23 protein-coding genes are annotated in these 20,235 nt (G+C 45.0%); 9 read left to right on the plus strand and 14 right to left on the minus strand.

Annotation, left to right across the window (positions count from 1 at the left end):
- Positions 1 to 517: carotenoid biosynthesis protein (locus tag ACNA6I_RS13860; protein ID WP_416313575.1), on the plus strand; the 517-nt coding region annotated here is incomplete at its 5' end.
- An 80-nt stretch (positions 518 to 597) separates the two neighbouring features.
- Here ACNA6I_RS13860 and ACNA6I_RS13865 read toward each other — a convergent pair.
- The gene (locus ACNA6I_RS13865) at positions 598 to 1,563 is read right to left on the minus strand and encodes a DNA/RNA non-specific endonuclease (protein WP_252265910.1); all 966 of its coding nucleotides are present in this window, start codon (positions 1,561 to 1,563) and stop codon (positions 598 to 600) included.
- The gene (locus ACNA6I_RS13870; protein ID WP_416313576.1) at positions 1,560 to 1,883 is read right to left on the minus strand and encodes a hypothetical protein; all 324 of its coding nucleotides are present in this window, start codon (positions 1,881 to 1,883) and stop codon (positions 1,560 to 1,562) included. The genes ACNA6I_RS13865 and ACNA6I_RS13870 overlap by 4 nt, the downstream gene beginning before the upstream one ends.
- Positions 1,884 to 2,165: 282 nt before the next feature.
- Between ACNA6I_RS13870 and ACNA6I_RS13875 the strand changes: the two genes are divergently transcribed.
- The gene (locus tag ACNA6I_RS13875) at positions 2,166 to 3,881 is read left to right on the plus strand and encodes a M3 family metallopeptidase (RefSeq protein WP_416313577.1); all 1,716 of its coding nucleotides are present in this window, start codon (positions 2,166 to 2,168) and stop codon (positions 3,879 to 3,881) included.
- A gap of 367 nt (positions 3,882 to 4,248) precedes the next feature.
- Here the strand turns inward: ACNA6I_RS13875 and ACNA6I_RS13880 are convergent, their stop codons facing one another.
- From ACNA6I_RS13880 to ACNA6I_RS13905, 6 genes are all read right to left on the minus strand, one after another.
- On the minus strand, positions 4,249 to 5,097 hold the full coding sequence (locus ACNA6I_RS13880) for a sialate O-acetylesterase (RefSeq protein WP_416313578.1): 849 nt from the start codon (positions 5,095 to 5,097) through the stop codon (positions 4,249 to 4,251).
- Between the two features lie 33 nt (positions 5,098 to 5,130).
- Positions 5,131 to 5,985 (minus strand): class A beta-lactamase, encoded by an 855-nt coding sequence (gene bla, locus ACNA6I_RS13885; protein WP_416313772.1) that lies wholly within the window; start codon positions 5,983 to 5,985, stop codon positions 5,131 to 5,133.
- 173 nt (positions 5,986 to 6,158) lie between these two features.
- Entirely contained in the window at positions 6,159 to 7,118 is a 960-nt protein-coding gene (locus ACNA6I_RS13890) for a TraB/GumN family protein (protein WP_416313579.1), read from the minus strand.
- 51 nt (positions 7,119 to 7,169) lie between these two features.
- Positions 7,170 to 7,802 (minus strand): hypothetical protein, encoded by a 633-nt coding sequence (locus ACNA6I_RS13895; RefSeq protein WP_416313580.1) that lies wholly within the window; start codon positions 7,800 to 7,802, stop codon positions 7,170 to 7,172.
- A 193-nt stretch (positions 7,803 to 7,995) separates the two neighbouring features.
- Positions 7,996 to 8,595, minus strand: a complete 600-nt coding sequence (locus tag ACNA6I_RS13900) for a TetR/AcrR family transcriptional regulator (protein WP_416313581.1) — start codon at positions 8,593 to 8,595, stop codon at positions 7,996 to 7,998.
- 207 nt (positions 8,596 to 8,802) lie between these two features.
- Positions 8,803 to 9,186 carry a RidA family protein gene (locus tag ACNA6I_RS13905; RefSeq protein ID WP_416313582.1) on the minus strand — a complete coding sequence of 128 codons (384 nt, stop codon included), beginning with the start codon at positions 9,184 to 9,186 and terminating at the stop codon, positions 8,803 to 8,805.
- Positions 9,187 to 9,291: 105 nt separating this feature from the next.
- Between ACNA6I_RS13905 and ACNA6I_RS13910 the strand changes: the two genes are divergently transcribed.
- Positions 9,292 to 9,630 (plus strand): winged helix-turn-helix transcriptional regulator, encoded by a 339-nt coding sequence (locus ACNA6I_RS13910; protein ID WP_048015352.1) that lies wholly within the window; start codon positions 9,292 to 9,294, stop codon positions 9,628 to 9,630.
- Positions 9,631 to 9,636: 6 nt separating this feature from the next.
- Here ACNA6I_RS13910 and ACNA6I_RS13915 read toward each other — a convergent pair whose 3' ends face one another.
- From ACNA6I_RS13915 to ACNA6I_RS13925, 3 genes are read right to left on the minus strand one after another with little or no spacing between them, the layout of a single operon-like run.
- Positions 9,637 to 10,368, minus strand: coding sequence for an SDR family NAD(P)-dependent oxidoreductase (locus ACNA6I_RS13915; RefSeq protein ID WP_416313583.1), 732 nt, complete (start codon positions 10,366 to 10,368; stop codon positions 9,637 to 9,639).
- A gap of 20 nt (positions 10,369 to 10,388) precedes the next feature.
- Positions 10,389 to 10,829, minus strand: coding sequence for a GNAT family N-acetyltransferase (locus tag ACNA6I_RS13920; RefSeq protein WP_048005500.1), 441 nt, complete (start codon positions 10,827 to 10,829; stop codon positions 10,389 to 10,391).
- 27 nt (positions 10,830 to 10,856) lie between these two features.
- Positions 10,857 to 11,756 carry a DMT family transporter gene (locus ACNA6I_RS13925; RefSeq protein ID WP_063190975.1) on the minus strand — a complete coding sequence of 300 codons (900 nt, stop codon included), beginning with the start codon at positions 11,754 to 11,756 and terminating at the stop codon, positions 10,857 to 10,859.
- 127 nt (positions 11,757 to 11,883) lie between these two features.
- Between ACNA6I_RS13925 and ACNA6I_RS13930 the strand changes: the two genes are divergently transcribed.
- The 3 genes from ACNA6I_RS13930 to ACNA6I_RS13940 are packed head-to-tail and all read left to right on the plus strand — an operon-like array spanning position 11,884 to position 13,721.
- Positions 11,884 to 13,350, plus strand: a complete 1,467-nt coding sequence (locus ACNA6I_RS13930; protein ID WP_416313584.1) for a PLP-dependent aminotransferase family protein — start codon at positions 11,884 to 11,886, stop codon at positions 13,348 to 13,350.
- Positions 13,283 to 13,597, plus strand: coding sequence for a recombinase family protein (locus ACNA6I_RS13935; protein WP_416313585.1), 315 nt, complete (start codon positions 13,283 to 13,285; stop codon positions 13,595 to 13,597). Before ACNA6I_RS13930 ends, ACNA6I_RS13935 begins: the two co-directional genes overlap by 68 nt.
- Positions 13,521 to 13,721 carry a recombinase family protein gene (locus ACNA6I_RS13940; RefSeq protein ID WP_416313586.1) on the plus strand — a complete coding sequence of 67 codons (201 nt, stop codon included), beginning with the start codon at positions 13,521 to 13,523 and terminating at the stop codon, positions 13,719 to 13,721. The genes ACNA6I_RS13935 and ACNA6I_RS13940 overlap by 77 nt, the downstream gene beginning before the upstream one ends.
- A gap of 241 nt (positions 13,722 to 13,962) precedes the next feature.
- On the opposite strand, the gene ACNA6I_RS13945 is transcribed toward ACNA6I_RS13940, so the two are convergent.
- On the minus strand, positions 13,963 to 14,820 hold the full coding sequence (locus ACNA6I_RS13945) for an alpha/beta fold hydrolase (protein ID WP_252265901.1): 858 nt from the start codon (positions 14,818 to 14,820) through the stop codon (positions 13,963 to 13,965).
- Between the two features lie 194 nt (positions 14,821 to 15,014).
- On the opposite strand from ACNA6I_RS13945, the gene ACNA6I_RS13950 reads away from it, so the two are divergent.
- Positions 15,015 to 15,596, plus strand: coding sequence for a CGNR zinc finger domain-containing protein (locus tag ACNA6I_RS13950; RefSeq protein WP_079514937.1), 582 nt, complete (start codon positions 15,015 to 15,017; stop codon positions 15,594 to 15,596).
- Between the two features lie 229 nt (positions 15,597 to 15,825).
- Here ACNA6I_RS13950 and ACNA6I_RS13955 read toward each other — a convergent pair whose 3' ends face one another.
- Positions 15,826 to 16,932, minus strand: coding sequence for a sensor histidine kinase (locus tag ACNA6I_RS13955; RefSeq protein ID WP_079514936.1), 1,107 nt, complete (start codon positions 16,930 to 16,932; stop codon positions 15,826 to 15,828).
- Positions 16,929 to 17,648, minus strand: a complete 720-nt coding sequence (locus ACNA6I_RS13960; RefSeq protein ID WP_079514935.1) for a response regulator transcription factor — start codon at positions 17,646 to 17,648, stop codon at positions 16,929 to 16,931. Before ACNA6I_RS13960 ends, ACNA6I_RS13955 begins: the two co-directional genes overlap by 4 nt.
- A 160-nt stretch (positions 17,649 to 17,808) precedes the next feature.
- Here ACNA6I_RS13960 and ACNA6I_RS13965 point away from each other — a divergent pair, with 160 nt between their 5' ends.
- Together ACNA6I_RS13965 and ACNA6I_RS13970 are read left to right on the plus strand one after the other, a co-directional pair.
- On the plus strand, positions 17,809 to 18,678 hold the full coding sequence (locus ACNA6I_RS13965; protein ID WP_079514934.1) for an ABC transporter ATP-binding protein: 870 nt from the start codon (positions 17,809 to 17,811) through the stop codon (positions 18,676 to 18,678).
- Positions 18,675 to 20,234 (plus strand): hypothetical protein, encoded by a 1,560-nt coding sequence (locus tag ACNA6I_RS13970; RefSeq protein WP_416313587.1) that lies wholly within the window; start codon positions 18,675 to 18,677, stop codon positions 20,232 to 20,234. The genes ACNA6I_RS13965 and ACNA6I_RS13970 overlap by 4 nt, the downstream gene beginning before the upstream one ends.
- Position 20,235: the final 1 nt, after the last annotated feature.

Here is a 20,235-nt window from a genome sequence, read left to right on the forward strand (position 1 = left end):
AGAGTCCATCGGTACCCACACCGGCCTGATATTCGGTGAGTATACATATGAAGCAGATTTTGGACTGATGTTCCTCGGTGTACCGATCACAATGGGACCGGCGTGGCTATCGGTCATGGGAGCGAGTCTTGCCTTTTCTAAGTTATTCTCCTTTCGTCACAGGACCGTGATACTGGTTCCACTTTTTGCCGTGTGGTTGGACCTGGCCATCGATCCCGTGGCGGCCAATGTAAAATCCTACTGGATCTGGGCCGATGGCGGATTGTATTACGACATTCCTTCCCAAAACTTTCTCGGATGGTATCTGACAGCCCTTTTATTTGCCATCCTGATCTCCAGATTTGAACAAAAAACGACGATGATGGAGTTAGAGAGGAATAACCAGTACTTGTTCTTAATGCTGCATATCCTGTTCGGTTTTACTGCATTTATTTCTGGACTTTATGGGGTCTTGGCGGTCGGCGTCTCATCGAGCATCTGTTACTTGTTCTTGAAAAAGATCCGCACCGAACCATGATTCGACCGGAATAGGAAAAGCCTGGCTGCAGCCAGGCTTTTATCTGTCGTAATGGGATGACACTCATTCCCATGTAGACCTTATTCTCCGACCATCCCATCACCATCGCGGTCATCCATATATTCATAGAGCCAAGAATCCCTCGTGATCGGCATCTTGAATCCGGCCGCTTTCGCTTCAGCAATCGTCACCCTGCCGTTATGATCCGTATCAACCTTACTGATGTCATGAGTGCCTTCCTGTGTTGCGTCAGCCTCTGGAGCCGCTGCAGGTTCGGCTTCTGCTCGTGCATTCACGTCATCCGGGTTCACGTTATCGAAGTCATCCGTCACGGTTCTTCCCTTCATGATGTATGTATACGTGTAATGATCGGGAATCTGTGTTTCTGTATCTGGATAGCTGATCTTTGCCACGAAGTTTGTCACTCCTCCGGCATCGCGGATCACTTTTTCCATGTAAGCTTGATCCCCGTGACGGTTGAGGGTGCTGTCCTGAGGCGTGATGTTATAGGCATTGGACACTCCGCCCAGTGAGTCGGCGATCACATGCCCCTGGTCGAGGTAGGAACGCTCCGTCCCCGGAACATTGGCTTCATCGTAATAATACCTGCCTGACGACTTGACCGGCTCCGTTTTATCATCCTGAAGAATGATTTCCTTCGCCTCCACGCGGATCAACTGTCCATATTCATTGGTGAACGCCCAGTACTCCCTGTCACCGAATCCGATATCCACACGGACGTTGGGCTCACGATCACCGGACCTGTCCCCGCCGTCGACTTCGATCAGTTTATAGTCGCTGTAGTCAATGTCCCCATTGATGCTTGTTTCTGTCGGAGCACTGGTTGCAGGTTCGCTTTTACTGTCTTCAGGTTCTGCCTTGGCTTCCTGCGCCTCACCTTTTGCGCTCTCCTTGTTGCTTTCATCCGTTTTCTGTTCGCTTACTTGTTTCGTATCCTCTTTTGCTGACGACTGATCTTGCTCCTGTGCACAAGCCGCAAGCGTCATCATGACTAGTGAAACCAATAAGAAGGCTGCTTTCTTCATTTCCATTCCCCTTTTTTTATGTAAATTTCAAAGTCTTCTTCAATGATTTCATCTTTACCTGTTAATAAAAGGGATTGAAATGATTGAAATAATTTTTGGATTTCTTCTTGTTGATTTATTAATTTCAAACTTTTAATGTATTCTTTCTCGTCTTTATACCTCGTTATTTCTATCCATCTTGTATTATCAGCTTTGCTGTTTAAGTACATTGTATGTGATTCAATATATTGGCTATAAACCACGGATGCTTTTTCTTGAATTTGGAAATATTTATCTACTTTATCTTCTTGGATATGATATTGATACATTTTAACAAACATATTTCAAATCCCCCCTTACCTATTTATATTTGTATGCTAATCTTCAAAAAATAAATTTTTGACGCCAACGAATATACTTATTCTACCATCATTATACAGATATTCGAACATCCGATTGAGTCATATGTTTAGCATGCTTACCAATTACCGCCTCCCCCCTGCTGTTTGTGTCTAAACCATGACGCTTTCCAAATTATAGTCCTTTTCCCCATCGCCATCAATCAAACATTTGGATGATTATGGTATGGGGAAAACAGACCTACCTTTGAAGGAGGATGTAAAATGAAAACGCTTTACAAACCCACGCGCTGGAATCTGAACACCCTTTTATCAGGACTTGATATGGACCGGTGGGACCAACAGTTGAACACGAGTGGGGAAACCTTGCGTTCGTTCAATTCAACGGAAATGCCCGAGGAACAGGATATACGTCGCCTTTCTGACATCATCCAATACCTTGATTCAGCCGAATCCTTCTATTACTGCCTGACGGTGGAAGAAATCGCCCCCACTACATTATCGTCATTCCACTCCACGATCACATCCTTAACGTCAGAGGCCCGTACCATCCGCTCCAACTGGCAGGAATTGCTTGACACCATGAGCCACGCTCAACGGGAGGGCTGGTCTAAGACCATTCCCAACCGTCTTTTCATAGCTGAACTAACCTACAGGAACAGGTCGGCCGGTTCCCTAACAGCCTTAAAGTCCCTTGAAGAACGTTATCTCGATGAAGTCAGGAACCTGACCGTACATGCCGATCTCGGAGAAGGCGAAACGATTTTGCCTTTTTCTGAAGCCAATAAAATCGCCATGACCCATGCTGATCCCGCCATCAGGGAGCGCGCATTTCAGGGTCTGAACCGCGCGCTACAGGAAAAGGCTCCTGAAGCAGCGTCCATTTATAACGAAATGGTCGGGTCGAGGCTCGAGGATCACAAGCAGGACCATGTCGACTACCTTGATGACTCCCTTGCCGCGAATGGGATTTCCGGTGCGACCCTTCAAGCCATGTGGGACGCAGTCGATGCCCATCTGGATGGGTTCTCCGCATACCTCACCATCAAAGCGAAAGAGCACCGTAAAGAAAAACTGTCTTGGCTGGAGCTTATGACGTCACCTGAAGATGCTTCACCAAAGGTCCCGTTCCCACAGGCAATCGAAGGGATATTGACCTCCCTCAAAACCATCGATCCCAGGATGACGGACTTTGTAAAAGAAGCCCTCTCAAACGGCTGGGTGGATGCGGAAGCCCGCCCCGGAAAACCATCCGGCGGCTTCTGTGCACCGTTCCTCGCTCAAGGAGAGTCAAGGATTTCCCTCAGCTATGACAACAGCCTGGATAGTGCAAGACGACTGGCCCATGAGCTTGGCCATGCCTGGCATTTCAAGCAGATGAAAACCAGGAACACCCTTCGCTCACTGGAAGAAACGCTTGAAATGACCACGGCCGAGAGCGCTTCGATCCTGTTTGAAACGGCCCTGATCGATGAGGTCATCCAAGGGACACATGACCCGGCCATCAAAAAATCCATCCTTGGCTGGAAAGTGGAGCGAAGCATCAACTATTTGATGTCTATCCGGGCTGCCTATCTATTTGAAACGGCCTTTTATGAAAAGCGAAAATCAGGACCGCTCCCGGCAGAGGAGATGGAAGCTCTCCTCCTCGCCTCGCAACAAAAAGCGTATGGAAACAGATTAAAAGAATACGAACCGTGCCTGTGGATGAAATACCCGCACTTCTTCCGGGCTGACCTTTCCTTCTATAATTATCCCTACTCCTTCGGCTTCCTCTTCAGCATCGGCCTACTGGAGCTTGCCCACGAGCACGACGGATTTGCCCACAGCTTCCAGTCGTTCCTGAGTGAAACCGGCATGTTGCCACTGGAAGAACTGGCGAAGAAGCACTTCAACATCGACCTGTCCCAGCCTGCCTTCTGGCAACAGACAATGAAACGGGTCGTGGAGGATGTAAGGGAATATAGCCAGTGCATGTGATAGGCTGGAAGAAGGACAAAAAGTCGGTTTCCTGATGACAGGGAACCGACTTTTTCTGAAATTCGATCTTCTACACCTCATAAAACCCATTGAACCAATTACCAATATCTGTTACCATATCACCTGAATCGAATAATCATAAAGGAGAGGATTGGCATGGGTGTTTTTGATATTATTTTATTACTTACATTGTCAACAATGTTATTTACGATCTCAGAAGTATTAAAGATCAAAAAGGAAAATCAGCAGCTAAGGGAAGAGCTTGATGAACTGAAGAAGAGGATCACGTAAGTTCATATCCTCCTACTATCATGATGCTGAATCTGTGGGTCCCTACAATAACTGCCCCATTCTCCCTTTGGTTTGACTAGTTACCTGCTTTCATAGTGGATATAAAGGCGGTAAACTCTTCAAAACTCGTTTCTCCCAATACCAATTTAGACGTCTGAGCAAAGATCTCCTCATTTTTCGTCCGCGCACGATTCGTTGTTCGTTCAATCCATCCGTCTTCTTGAACCACTTTGTCTATCACATTCGTTCGGTTCAAGAATGCTTCATAGTACCTCAATCCGAATTTCCTTTGCGAGATGGCATTCATATGAATGCCGTCGGGATTGGCCGTCAACCCCTGTGAGGTTACTAGATACGTATGTTCTTCGGAATGGGCAACGTCAGCTAACACCTCGTTTAGTTGCTTATACTCCACCGCACTCTTTCCGAATCCTGATTCCCCAAGGTACTCTCCCAATTCCCCCATAATAATGGGGATCTCGGGAGCATTCAATTCCCCCCGCAAGTGGTTGAATAATGAACATACCTTTTCCTTATACGTTTCATAGCGTCCACCGTAGCTGTCGCTTTCTGCCTGATGCCACAGAATACCGACGAGTTCACTTGATTCCATGGCAAATCTTGCTTCGGAAATGGCATGTCTGGTCAGGATCCCATCAGGTGTCCACTCATCGATCGAGCTTCCACCCTCGGCGCAGGGGATCAATCCGATGGATTCCCCGGGGTGATCCTCTGTCCAGGCTTGAGCGAATGAGGCCCCCGGTCCAACTCCGGCTACGTGACGATCCACATTCAAGGGCTCAGCCATCATCTGCCATCTACCATTTCGCAGCATGCTGATATGCTCATTGTAGATCGGAGACACATCCTCCATGAATCCTCTTCCTGCCATATTCGACTGTCCAATCAATAAGATCGACTTCATTCCAACACCTCTTTCTTGATGTACGATGGGCCATCACTTGAGGGCGTTAAGCGTAGCTTCGGCCACCTCGGCAATCAGCGCATCGTCATACTCGGCATCCTCCGTATCATGACGGGTCATGATGGCGAGGATGATCGGCTCCCGATCTGGCGGCCAGACCACGGCGATATCATTTCTCGTCCCGTATCTTCCGGCCCCGCTCTTATCAGCGACCGTCCTGCCTTCAGGTGCGCCGGCCCGGATCAGTGTATCTCCCGTCGCATTTCCTTGCATCCAATCCAGTAGAAGTTCGCGCTTATCGTCCGTAAGCAGGTCGCCCACTGCAAATCCTTGAAGACTCGTGGCAAGGGCCGCCGGAGTGCTGGTGTCACGGGTATTTCCCGGGGTGAATTCATTCAAAGCCGTCTCGTATCGATCCGATTGTGTCACGTCATCGCCGATCTCCCTTAGAGATTGCTGGAATTGTTCAGGGCCTCCCAGTTCCTCAAAAAGTAAGTTACCGGCCGTGTTGTCACTGGTCCGGACCGCCGCCTCGCTTAGTTCCGCCAGGGTCATGCCGGTATCAACATGTTTTTCCGTTATCGGAGAGTATGAAACCAAGTCATCCTCAGTGTACGTGATGACCTCCTCCAGTTCTTCCATGGTATTTTGCTTCAATACAAGTGCCGCAGCCAACGCCTTGTAAGTGGAGGCAAAGGCGAAGCGCTCTTCTGATCGATAATCGATGGTCTGATCAGACCCCGTATCGATGGCATAGACCCCGACCCGGGCGTCATATTCACTTTCGATCGTGGCAAACGTCTCATCCAGATCGGTGCTCTCCTCCGCTTCCTTTTGGGTGGAAGGTTCGGTTGTTTTCTCCGGCTTCATGCAGGCAGATAGCGTCATCAGGACCAGTAAGGTAAACATCGTGACCGTAAGGATTTTCTTATTCAATACCATCACCTCTTTCTTTCTATACTACAGACACGTGTGATGGGATGGCTATCCATAATCAGACCTGCTACCAATGGTTTAGGTGCCGTTCCTTCTCCCGTTCATGTTTTTTATTCATCGCTAGATCAATCGATTCGCTCAACACGATACCCTTTCTCTTCAAGCTCACCAGGTACACTTGGATCGATTAACACATGAGCGGAACCGATGATCGCAAAGTAGGTCTTCCCATCATCTTTTTGTAAGATTTCATCCAGCTTGTCGGCCATGTGGACATTCCGGGTATCATTGACGGCCTGCTTATATTCGTCTCCCATGTCCTCGAAACCTGCCTGGAGCTGTTCCGTTAACGCCTCATTCTTTCCGTGAATCCAGTTGTACCCGATTAGATCTAAGAAGGCAGGAATATCTTCATAGGTGTGTATGGAATTCTCTAACGTCAGCACCTGTGTGTCCATGCTGAAATTCCGCAGCAGTTCATTCTGCATCGTAACGCTCTCGAGTTCAACGATTTCTTTTTTGTCTGCTAACGAACGTTGAAGGAAATACAGATCGACGCCATACTCAGGGGTCAGCTCACTTTTCGTATAATTCAATTGGGCCAACACACTTTCGACATACCAAGGCTGATAATCGGTATAATCCTCCACATCCATGCCGTTGTCTTTAAATATTTTAGAAAGTTTTGTGTAGGATTCTTCCGATAACACGTCTTTCAGCGTTGTGTCATCTTCGAATGATGCCATCTTGAGTGTTTCTTTTTCATCTACGTCCACTTCAAACATATTGATTTCCGGGAGTACAACATCGGAATGCTCATACGCTTCTTCGATCTCCGGAGCAAGGGGATAAAAGTCTTCATGCCCCAAATGGGTGGTTCCGTGCACATATAGGGTCGTGTCACCATGGACCACCTTCCATAGGAACCCACTATCGCCATCATAATGGAGGTCCTCTCCTGATTCCTGCTTGGTATCCCGTCCCCCTTCTCCTCCGCTTTTAGCCGACTCGTTTCCAGCGCTTGAGCAACCGGTGACCACCATCACGACGAACAGTAGGCTAAGGGACAATACGCGTTTCATCATACGATTCTCCATCCTTTCGTTTCATCTCTCGGCAGTAGACCATTTCCCGATCTACTCCCCCCAATTCACCGTCTCGATATCTACTAACCAATGATTCCGTAACATGAGGGTGCGCTCTGTGCCGGCAAGAACCGCTGCAACGCCAATCGTAACGTTTGACGAGGCGGATAGGCTGATTGGGGTGTTGAACGTCCCGATCTGCTCAGACACCCATGGAATATTCGAGAGTGTGTCCATGAGCTGGATCGATCCGATGGAAAGTGAGCTTAATAACGTGACGATCGCGCCCCATCCAATCCATGTGCTGAGCCTTGGAAGTCGTTGATGAACCCACCAACGGAAGCCTCTAATCGAACGCTTATCCGGATACACTGTAAATATATCTTCGTGATCCGTACGATAATGGATACCGTTGATGCCCGTTGAACTTGTCGTGACTTCCATGATGCCACGCTCTACCGGCAGGACTGCGGGAAGCTTGGAATAAGCAATATGCCTGCCCTCGCGATACAGATCAACCCTCGGTTCTTCCGTGAAATACTTGGACTTCAATGCGTAATGTGTTGTCTCTCCATCAGGATTCTTAATGGTCATATGAAATAATGAATGGGTGAACATATTCCAAAGTCGATACGGTTTTAAACGATGGCCATCCCCCTCCTTCACTTTTTTCAGCTTCTTCAAACGTTTCCGGATTCGGTGTGAACGGAACATGACGTCTCCTTTCTGTAGCACGGATGAATTTACTGACTGACCGTTTTAAATACTGACTGTTCAATCAGTTTTTAAGTAAAAAAATAACCTATACAGCTGGACAACGACCCCTACCAGGTACAGGAGAGTCCTGCACCCAGCATACTCATAGTGGTCGCCAACGCTACTTCAACATTTTCAATACGTTTTCCTTCACCTTTTCACTGTACCCTTCGAATCGTACATCCTCTTCATCTTGCGGCAAGGACATGGATAGGGAGATCGCCCCTCTAATGATCATGGCGACGACTTTATGATCCGTGCTGCTGAATTCACCTGTTTTCTGTCCTTCGAATAAGATCTCCTCTAACAACAGATTCAACTCTTCCTCCGGATTCATTTCCATCCTGAAATAAGGAACGTTATCTGGTGTGCGGACATTAAAGACAATTTCCAACAGGGCCGTCGTATTTTCCCGCTTCGTACCGCGGTAGGCTATTCCCGCTTCGATAAACGCCATCAACTTCCCCAAATACGTTTGTTCTTTCTCCACTTCATCCAGGATATAGCGTTTCTCTTCTTCGACCAGATAAAGCAGCGTACTGTTCATCAATTCTTCCTTACCCGAGAAATGGTAGGAGATCAATCCTGTGCTCGTTTTCGCTTTACTGGCAATCTTCGAGAGACTCGTGTTGACATAACCAAAATCCCTTAATACCTCTATTGCAGCTAAAATAATTTGTTCTTTGCGTGCATCCGCGATTAAATATTGTTTATTTTTCATCCTTACCAGCCTCTACACTTTTGATTGCTCATTCTTTTTCCTGATTGATCGTTCAGTTTTATTGTAAAGCGGTCTTTCATTCCTGTCAAGGAAAGGATGGAAGCATTTCCAAAGCATACGACTTTTGGATCCACCATCCGCCTTAGACGGTTGTAGGGGCGGGGCTGTGTAGAAACCGACATAAGACTCCTGTGTTGAAAATAGAGTTTATTGAGCGTGTGCCACAGCTTTGACTTCAATCCATTGCTCCGGGAACGCCAGATGAGTCACACCGATAAGGCTGCCGGCCGGTCTGTGCTGCCCCAAGTATTCCTTGAACAGTTGGATGACCGAATCGGAGTGCTCTTCCGGATGAGTCAGAAAGACTTCCACATATGCAAGATTGGTCTTCGTGACATCGAATTCCTTCAATACCCGATCGAGGTTCTCAAATGTTTGAAGGATCTGAGCTTCAATATCCCCCTTGCCCACAAACGCTCCCTCCTGATCGTGTGAAAATTGACCAGAAACATAAATCGTTCCGTTGACGCTGTATCCTTGGGTAATCCCGTGATCCCATAAATTGTGGTTGTAGGTTTTAACATGTGACATGTGATCCTCTCCTTTATCTCAATGTAAGGTCAGTATAAAATGGAAACAAAGAGAAAAACAGTACGCACAATAAAGATAGGGACTATCAGAAAGGATCGTGTCAACATGAGTATGGCTGAATTTAACGAAAAGGGAACGATTCAAGAGACATCCTTCGGGTATACGTTATCCGTCATTGGAGGTAAATGGAAGATGCTGATTCTGTATCTCCTTGCGGAAAATCAACCCGTTCGCTTTAATGACATGAAAAGAAGAATCGGAGCGATCACCTTTAAAACATTGAGTTCACAACTGAAAGAGTTGGAAGCAGACGGGATGGTCAAACGAAAGGAATATCCTCAAATCCCGCCTAAAGTAGAGTACAGTCTTACACCCAAAGGTGAATCCCTATTGCCATTATTGGAACAGTTGTGTGAGTGGGGAGAAAAAAACCGTACTGATTGATGGTGGTCATCTGAGATACCCACCATTATTCAAATCAAATGTCGCACCCGTATAGTGCTTTGATTTGTCAGAAAGCAAAAATATTACTGTATCCGCCACGTCCTCCGGCGTCACTGGCGTCTTGATCAACTGATGATTGACGTATTCTTCCTTCCTCCAATCAGGAATGGAGTCCATCATAGGGGTGAATACCATGGTGGGAGCCACTGCATTCACCCGGATCGAAGGGGAGAAATTCATGGCACTGCTTTTCGTCAACCCAAGGAGGGCCGCCTTTGATGCTCCGTACACTGCGTCAGAGCTTCCTTCCATCCCGGATACAGATGATAGATTCACAATGACACCGGTTTGATTTTGTTCAAGGATATTCTTGGCGAAGAACTTCGTGAAGAAGAGAGCCCCATTCACGTTGATGCTCATCACCTGATCGACCTCCTCAGAAGTGTAATCCAACAGATTCTTTGCAAGATAGATCCCAGCATTATTGACCAACCCATTTATGGTCGGGTGTTTCTCGCTCACCCATGCGAAAAAGTCCGAAACCTCCTGATGGCTGCTTACATCAAGTTGATACGTATGTAGTTTTTCTGTCCCCAGCTCTTGGATCAATGCTTTGAGCCCTTCTCGATTAATGTCACATCCGATTACGCTGGCACCTTCTTGGAGACAGGATTTCACGACCTCTTTCCCGATTCCTGAGGCGGCACCGGTGACGATGACGGTTAAATGTTTCAACATGATGACCCCTCCTTTACCGTTTATAGACTCAACTCATAATGAAGAAATGTTTCATCTTGCCTGTACCCATTCCGTTCATATAACCGCTGGGCTTCCAGGTTATCGGGTGCGGTGCTGAGGCTGAGTGAGGATGCCCCCGTTTCCACAGCATGCGCTCTCGCTGCCTGAAGCAAAGCATCCCCAACCCCCTTCCTCCTTGCATCCTTCGCAACAAATAAATCATTCAGAATCCATGCCCTTTTCATGCCGATGGACGAAAAGGTCGGGTAGAGCTGGGTGAAGCCTATTGCCTTTTCCCCTTCAAAGCCTAGGAAAATGACAGAATCATTCCCAGACAGGCGATCTTTCAGATACGTTCGTGCACCTGCAAGATCCGATGGCTGATTGTAGAACATGCGGTACTCATTAAACAGGATGGCTACTTCTTCTAGCTGCTTCGTCGTGGCTCGTTGGATATTCATGATGATCTCTCCTTTAAGTTGGGATAGTTAAAGTCTACCATTTTCAAAGACTTGATTCACGGACTGTTCTTTCACACATGAAAGCAGTACTCCTGCCAGGGTCAACACGCAGCCCCAAATGGCCACAAATGTCGGTACTTCTCCTAATAGCGCCCACCCCATGAGGAACGATAGGACAGGTGTGAGGAATAGGGGCATGGTCGCTTCAGCGGCACCCGAGTGGGAGGTCACATACGCCAGGGCAAAGTAGGGGATGACGGTTGGGAATACGCCTAAATACACAACTGCCACTGTTGAATAAGCATCAGCCTGAACGATCTCAGACCCGAGACCTGGAAGGAAGATCAGCATGCATAATGTTCCTGCCCAGATCGTGTAGATCGTGAAGGGGATAACTCCATATTTCTCAAGAAATCGATGTTGAATGACAAAGTAGATGCTTTCTCCCAGTGATGCCAACAAGATAAACCAGACACCGTACCCAATAACCTCCCCTTCCCCTTTCAGCGATAAGATGATGATGCCAGCCATGCTGATCAATGCCCCGAATGCTTTCCATCTTCCCCACTTTCTCTTGAACAAGAGTACGGCCAGAATGGCGGTCAAGATCGGTGTCGTCGAGACAAGCACGCTGGCCACCCCCGAACTGACCGTACGCTCACCAATGTTCAATCCGACGTGATACACCCCGAATCCCACTGCACCCATGAACAGGATGATAGGTAGATCCTTGCGCTCCGGCAACTTTATCTTAAAAATCATAGCCGGAATGATGAGGAAAGCCGATCCTATCAACATCCTGAGAAGGGATAGATGATAGGGAGAATAACCATGGAGACCCACCCGGATGACCGGGAAGGCCGACGCCCACAGGATGAGCGTGGCGGCATGGGCCAAGAGTAACTTCAGTTTTATTCCAATCTTCATTGCACTCCCTCTATTCACTAAAATACCAACCATTGATGGTGGATGTTTCCCATGATAGAGGATTATTGATACACTTACTCCAACCACTTAACCAACTTGTACCCAACCAATTGATTAGGAGATATCGATGAAGAATCCAAAGTACCGGCTCATAGCGGAGCATATCAAGCAGAAAATCACCAACGGCGAATGGGCGGTCGGAACCAAGATCCCCAGTCAGCGCCAGCTTTCAGAAGAATTCCGAGTGAATAGAAGTACGGTCATCACCGCTTTAGAAGAACTGACCGCTGAGGGGTTGGTCGAAGGGAAGACCGGTGTCGGCACGATTGTCACGAACAGCAGCTGGACATTATTAGGACAAGGCTCCCTGAAAAACTGGAACGAAAACCTGCAACTTGGCCCCTTGAAATCAAGCCTCCAAACCGTCCAAACCATCAACGACGAAGAATCCAATCCGGACCTGATCCAGCTGAGCAAAGGAGAGCTATCCCCCTCCTTCTTTCCCAAAAGGGAGATGCAAACCGTCATGACGAAGATGGCGACCGATTTCAAGACATTCGGGTACGAGGAGCCCAAAGGAAACGAGCGACTACGGGAGGAGATTAGCCTTCACCTATCGAAGAACGGCTTGAAAGTATCCCCCTCTTCCATTCTTATCGTCTCCGGGGCACTCCAAGGACTTCACCTGATTGCCCTCGGTCTTTTGCGGAGGCATTCAACCCTTTATTTAGAGTTGCCCTCCTACTTATACTCCCTAACGCTTTTCCAATCGCTCGGGATTGAACTGAAGGGTTTCAACATGGATCAATACGGGCTTACCACAAAAGGCTTTGCTGATTTCCATAAGAAGAAGGCCCTTTACACCATTCCCAATTTTCATAACCCGACCGGGGCTGTCATGCCTCTTCGTAAGCGAAAAGAGCTGATACGCTTTTGTGAAGAAAATCAGCTTCCCATCATTGAAGATGATATCTATCAGGAGCTCTGGATTGATGCACCACCGCCCCCTTCGCTCAAATCAATGGATCAGCATGGAAGCGTCCTATACCTAGGAAGTCTATCTAAATCCTTGAGCCCCGGACTTCGGATCGGGTGGGTCGTGGGTCCTGAACCTGTCATCAACCGACTGGCCGATCTCAAGATGCAATCGGACTACGGATCCAGCTCCCTCTCCCAATATGTTGCTGCGGAATGGTTAGGAAGTGGCTACCATGAAAGCCATGGGGCGAACGTCCGTGCAGCATTGAAGACCAGAAGGGATGCGGTCCTCACATACCTGGACGAACATCTGAGTGACTATGCGGATTGGACCGTGCCTACAGGTGGCTTCTTCATATGGCTCACCATCAAAAAACCTTTCATCTCAAAGAATCTCTTTAGAAGAGCGATGAAAAGAGGGGTCCTAATCAATCCAGGCTCAATTTATTCGGAGAATGAGGCAGGTCAGCATATTAGAATTTCGTTTGCATATGAAGATCTCGATCGGATTAAGAAAGGAATTACACAGTTAGAAAAGATACTTATAAATGAGGGTGTCGACGAAAGATCAGTCCCTCGAGTTGCCAAAAGACGGCCTAAAGAAATATGGGGTTGAGGGAATTTATGCCGAAAAAGAACCTGGTGGAAAATGGGACAGACCTGGTGATACGTTGGTGGTCTATAAATTGGACCGATTAGCAAGGAGTCAGAAACAGCTGATTGAAATTGCCGATCGTCTTCGGCAAGAGGACGTAGAGCTCGTAAGTATCTCGGGAGCAACTGGACATGAGGACGGAGATCGGCAAGGCTATGTTCGGGATGAGTGGAGTCGTGGCAGAATTAGAGCGAAACATATTCCGTGAGCGAACGGCTGCAGGATTGGCCACAGCTCGCGCTAGGGGACGACGCGGGGGAAGACCTAAGATGAATACGGAAAAGAACTGGTATGCCCTATCCTTATATGATGCACGGGAGATGACGATTTAAGAAATCACCGCGAAAACGGGGGTAAGTAAGTCGTTATTGTACAAAGGGCTAAATAAACGGAACCTAAAACAAGCAACCGAGTAGCCGGCATCTTGTTTTATCGCTTTCCTTCTGTATTTACATTATCAAAAGAATTCATAAGACTCTTCACAAACAAAAGGAGCCTTGCAAATCAAATCCATTTGCAAGGCTCCTTTTACTTTTTTGAAATGAATTGTTCCCTGTTCCCACTCTTTTGTCATTAAAGACGAGCTTGCAGGAACTGTTTAATTAAAGTGGCACTCGTTTTCAAATCTTCTTCTAATGGGAAATGGCCTGTATTCAATAAATGCACTTCGCAATCATCAAGATCCCTCTGGAATGCCAGAGCACCTTCTGGTCCGAAAAACATGTCATTTTTACCCCATATAGCGAGTGTAGGTGGCTGGTATGTTCTGAAGAATTCGTGCCAGTTTGAATACTGCTTTATGTTGTTTCTATAGTCGTATTGCAAAGCAAGCTGTATCTCGTCATTTCCTGGACGATTCAGAACAAACTGATCCATATTCCAAGCGTCCGGACTAATATGTTCGGGATTACGAGTACCGTTTATATATTGATATTTTGTAAATTCTGAAGATAATAGGAATCTTATTTTATTTTTATTTTCCTCAGTAGGATTTTCCCAGTATGTGCGTACAGGATCCCAGGCTGGCATTAACCCTTCTTCATAAGCATTTCCGTTTTGAGTTACAATAGCCTGAATTCGCTCAGGGTGTTGGCATGCCAACCTAAACCCTACTGGGGCACCATAATCATGTACATAAATACTAAATTTCTCTACGTTTAATTGCTCGACAAACTCATTAATGAGGGAGGCATAGTTACTAAATGTGTATTCGAATTCATTTATTTCTGGCTGATCGCTATTCCCAAATCCCGGATAATCTGGCGCCACCACATGAAACTCCTCCATTAGTTCCGGTATTAAGTTTCGATACATATGAGAAGAGGAAGGAAAACCATGAAGCAATAAAATTGTTGGATTTTCCGGTTGACCAGCTTCTCGATAGAAGATATTTACGCCCTTGATACTAATACTTTTGTGAGTTACTAACATACTACCACCTCATAAGCTTATATTTTTACTTCTAAAAGGGGCAATCGAATGTAGAGCTCCCAATGGAAAAGCCATTACAAACGATTTTATAACCACTAAAAAAAAGTTTTAGAAGTTATACTCAAAGTTACATCAGATTATATAACTTGTCAAAACTATTTTAACGGTTATAATTACAATGAGGTGATGAAATCATGGATAAATCAATATTCACTTTAGGTGGGGCCTTATGGATAAACCTTGTCAATACAACTTACATCTCTAATAAACAAGAGATTGACATCTTAGCTAATGCATCAAGTGCACTTCAATGGCTGAAGGAAAATAATCTATTGCGAGAGTCTGATGAATTACATTTAGAACAAAAAGAATCATTAGATTCCTTAATTGTTGAACTTCAATCAATCCGTACTGTATGTAACATCATATTGTCCGAGATCACCCAAAGAGGAGAGCTTTCGCTCGAAACAACCAATAGAATTAAAAAAGTTGTCGAAAATCTGCAAATCAACCCAACCATTAATTCAAAAAATGATAAATTGAAAATGAATTTCGAGGGGAAAACAGTTGAAGATCACGTAATGTACAATATTATGGAGTCCATGATGAATACTTTCGAAAACACTTCTCTCGAGCGTATTCGAAAGTGTAATCATGAAGAATGTAAACTCTATTTCGTCGATACATCTAAAGCAGGAAAGAGACGTTGGTGTAGCATGGAGCTTTGCGGAAACCGCAAAAAAGCAGCCGAGTTTTATTCGAAGCAAAAGAAATAATAACCTTAGTATCCTCTTATGATCGACACTTTAATGACAATTTCCGAGATTGCCACCGAAACGGGTGTCAGCAAGGCTCTATTGTACAAAGAGCTGAATAGGCGCAACCTAAAACAGGCTACCGAGTGATCGGCAGCCTGTTTTGTCGCTTTCCTACAAATAACTATATCGTAGAGTCGACCGTTACGTATATTTACGAGTAGACCTTATTTGAAAATCATCTCACCTTTTAAGAATCCTCAACTGGATGGGGTTCGGAATTACACGGTAATTGTACTTTTATAGTCGTTCCAATCTTGATTTGGCTTTCCACACTGACAGTTCCTCCATTTGCCTCAATTAAATCTCGGGCAATTGCCATCCCTAATCCAGTGCCCGAAGAAATCTCCGTATTTGTTCCCCGGTAATACCTCTTAAAGAGGTTCTTAATGGTCTCATCATCCATTCCCACCCCATTATCCGTTATAAGTAGAATACAGCTGTTGGATTCAGTTGTTAATTGAACCTGAACAAAAGTATCTGGAGGATTATGGTTAATTGCATTCATCAGTAGGTTATGCACGGCCCTCTCAATCCATCTTTTATCCATTCGGACCCATATTTCGCTGGATGAGTCATCTATGCTGAAAGGCGGTGTCTGAAAACGAGGATCAGCGTTTAAAGGAGAAAGAATCCCCTTCATAAACCCATTCATTTCCACTAGTTCTTTATTTATTGGTAAGTTCTCTTCGACTTGGAAGGTTATACTCAAATCATTAATCAGCCCTTCCATATGATTCGACTTTTTCTCTATCTCTTCAAGGAAACTTCGGGTTTCTTCACTTGACCACTCATACCCTTCATTTAGAAGAAGGGCCGAGTATCCCTTCATATAGGTAAGAGGGGTTTTTAAATCATGTGAAATTCCCGCCATCCATTCCTTTTTTTCTTTTTCAAGCTTAATCCTGTCCTTAGCAAGCTTTTCAAGATCGTCAGACAATTGTTCAATAGACACAATTACTTCCTTATATAATCGGAACCTGGTTTTTAACCTGCCGCTACGGGAATAAGCCTTTTTGATCACCTCTGACCCATCACCTTTGTGCAAGTTCATCACTCCGTTAGCCATGACAGATAATGGGCTCCCAAAATACCAAGAGAATAGAATGCTCCACCCCACTACATTAATGAGGAAGGTAAGCAATACAAGGACATCATAAAAGGGGCTCTGCTCTGTCACTCCCGTAGAAGGAAGGAGTACTTCCATCGTTAGCATGGATGTCAGTCCCATGCTTATCAACCATGTAATTAACCCTATTATGAAATATAAGACGAACATCACCTTCGTTCTAATCATGGAGAAGGTATAGGAGGCACGAACTTGTACCCAATTCCCCTCAGATTAACAATAAGGAATGGATTCCTAGTGTTGTCACCAATCTTCTTTCGGATTCTGGATATATATATGGTGACAGTCTTTTCCTCACCAAATACATCTTCACCCCAAACGCGCTCATACAATTCCCCGCTCGAAAACACTTGATTCGGGTGTTGCAGAAAAAACGTGAGCAGATCCATTTCTTTTGCAGTACACTCTACTTCCCTCTCTTCAACCACCAGCCTTGCTTCTGAAGGGGTAAGTAATATGTTCCCGTAAGTGAGGCTTGTTTGACTGCTCTTCGGTATGGAACGTGCTTCATACATCTTTTTCCTCCTGAATATCGCTTTGACTCGTGCAACAACTTCCAATGGGTTGAATGGTTTCGTAATGTAGTCATCCCCACCGGCTCCGAGACCAGTTAATTTATCAAAATCACTTGAGCAGGAACTTATAAAAATAATGGGAGCTTCCGAGTACTTGCGTATTTCTCTACATACTTCAAAACCATCCATATCCGGTAACATCACATCTAAAAGGATCAGATCAAATTCTTCAGCTTGAACTTTTAAAAGGGTGTCCTTTCCGTTCACACAGGAGGTTATATGTGAGAATCTTTCCTTTGTTAGTGTTACTTCCAATAGCTTGATCAGCCCGACTTCGTCGTCGACAATCAGTATTTTTTCTTTATTCATTTCTATCCTCCGTCCACATTCATGTTATATGTAAATAATACCATTATCTTCATGTGTACTGACCAAAATTACTTTCTTTTTCCTTCTGGTTTACTTTCTATTTACTTTAGTGGCTTACATTTATTTAGGAAGAAGAATTAAATTCAGAGGTGAAAATGATATGCAACTATCCATTCAGAATCTATCAAAACTCTATACTAATAAAACAGCTATTAACGATCTATCCATAAACCTAAAACCTGGAATCACTGGACTTCTTGGTCCTAATGGGGCTGGGAAATCAACCTTCATGAAGATATTAGCAGGTATTGAACAACCTAGCGGAGGTACTGTGACATGGAACGGGGCCTCTCTGGAAGAGCAAATCAACAGATACAGAAAAGTACTAGGTTATCTCCCCCAGGATTTTGGAGTGTATCCCAATCTTACTCCTATTGAATTTTTACAATACATAGCTGCTTTAAAAGGGTTAGACCATCGTTCTTCAAAAAAGCGGATAGAGGGACTACTCGAACAACTTAACCTCCATCAAGATCGCAAACGACCAATCGGTGGATTCTCTGGTGGAATGAAGCAACGTGTTGGAATTGCCCAAGCACTATTGAATGATCCTTCCATTCTTATTGTAGATGAACCGACGGTGGGGCTTGATCCCCATGAACGTATGAAATTTAGAGATATCATCCAATCACTTTCAGAAGATAGGATCGTAATTTTATCAACTCATATTGTTTCTGATGTTGAGTCGATATCAGACAACATCGCCATTCTTGCCAATGGTTCTCTAGAAGCTTTTAAGAGCCCCCAATTCATCATACAGTCATTGGAAGGGAAAGTTTGGAGTGGCGTAATTCCTTCGGATAGTTATCAAGATTATCATAGGAATTATAAAATAAGCAGTTCAGTCCAACGCAGCAACGGACTCCATTTGCGAATACTCTCTGATCAAAGGCCATTTCCTGAAGCGAACTTGGTATCGGCTAACCTAGAAGATGCTTATCTTCTTTATACTGGAGGCTATCGGAAATGAATACATCCTCTATTATTAAAACACTCTTCGTAAAACAAATTAGAACCACGTCATTTGCTTTTATCACACTCATTTGTTTGCTGGTATGTTTCATATGCGTACCAGCAAACAACGCAGGATACGAAGTCTTTTATATAGGGGGCGTCAGGGGGATCTATAATTCCGCTTGGCTTGGAGGTATGCTTGCGATGCTCTCTACGCTTCTGGTTTGGTTATTCGGTTTCTATAAGCTTCGAAGCCAGGTTACGGAAGATTACACTCTTGGAGTATCCTCACTGATAGCGACAAGCCCCATAAGCGACCAAAAGTACATGTTTATGAAAGTCATCTCCAACTATTTGGTATTGCTTCTCATTCAGAGTATTTTAACAGTTGGATTTATTGTGATGCAGGTTGTCAGGGGAGAAGAACATTCTATCCACCTATTACACTATTTACTCCCTTTCTTACTTGTATGTGTTCCTTCATACTTAGTCCTTGCTTCCTTGAGCGTTTTGTTCGATGTATGCCCCGGCTTGAAAGGGTCATTGGGAAATATTTTATTTTTTGGATTATGGTTATTTTTGAGCGTGGTAACCATCGCTTTGCCTTCTAGTTTCTTAGATGTCTTCGGCATCGACATCATCCGTGAAAGCATGGTGAATGGAGCTCAAACAGCTTTTCAACACATTGGGAATCATGCAGAAGGTGGCAGTTTCGGATATTATCCTCTCACTCAACCAAGTTCGACTTTTGAATGGGGTGGGGTTAATTGGAATGCCCGTTATGTTCTGCTAAGAGGACTTTGGATTGTGATAGCCATTGGACTAACCTTCCTTGCAGGCTTACTTTTTCATCGTTTTAGACATTCTTCTCAAAACAGCAGCCCGTCAAAAAAACGTACAAAAGAGAAAACGCCGGTTTTCAAGCGTGACATTGGCCTTGAGTCATTAACACCCATTCACCATGCCAGGTTCTCTTTTATAAACATGCTTATGGCCGATGCTCGGTTACTGTTAAAAGGGGTGTCTAAATGGGGGTGGTTCCTTCTACTTGTAATTTTCACCTCAACATTATTTCTCCAACCAGATACGTTTAAAAACGCATACTCATTCGTTCTATTAGTACCCATTGGTTTATGGGCATGCTTAGGGAACAGGGAACGGGAAATCGGCGTTCATACGCTAATCCTTTCTTCACGTTCGCCTATTCAAAAACTATTATCCACCTGGATTTCCTGTTCTTTTTTAACATTCATTTTTTTCTCAGGCATTATATTGAGACTGTATCTTAATCAAGATAGCGATTGGATCTCTTGGGTAATATCTGCCGGCTTTCTCCCTGCCCTTGGCCTTATGCTCGGTACACTTACGCATTCAAGGAAATTATTCGACGTTCTTTACTTGTTGTGGTGGTATCTCGGACCTTTCAACGATGTTGCCAATTTAAACTTTATATCTTTTAAGACATCATTTCTCTTTGCTATCATGACTTGCCTTTTGGTTTTGGCCACATTAGGTGTTCCATGGTTTTTAAAATACAGTTCCCGATTAAAGTTATTTAAAGGAAGAAGGTAAT

This window comes from Rossellomorea sp. FS2, assembly GCF_047915635.1.
In the GTDB taxonomy this organism is placed as follows: domain Bacteria; phylum Bacillota; class Bacilli; order Bacillales; family Bacillaceae_B; genus Rossellomorea; species Rossellomorea marisflavi_A.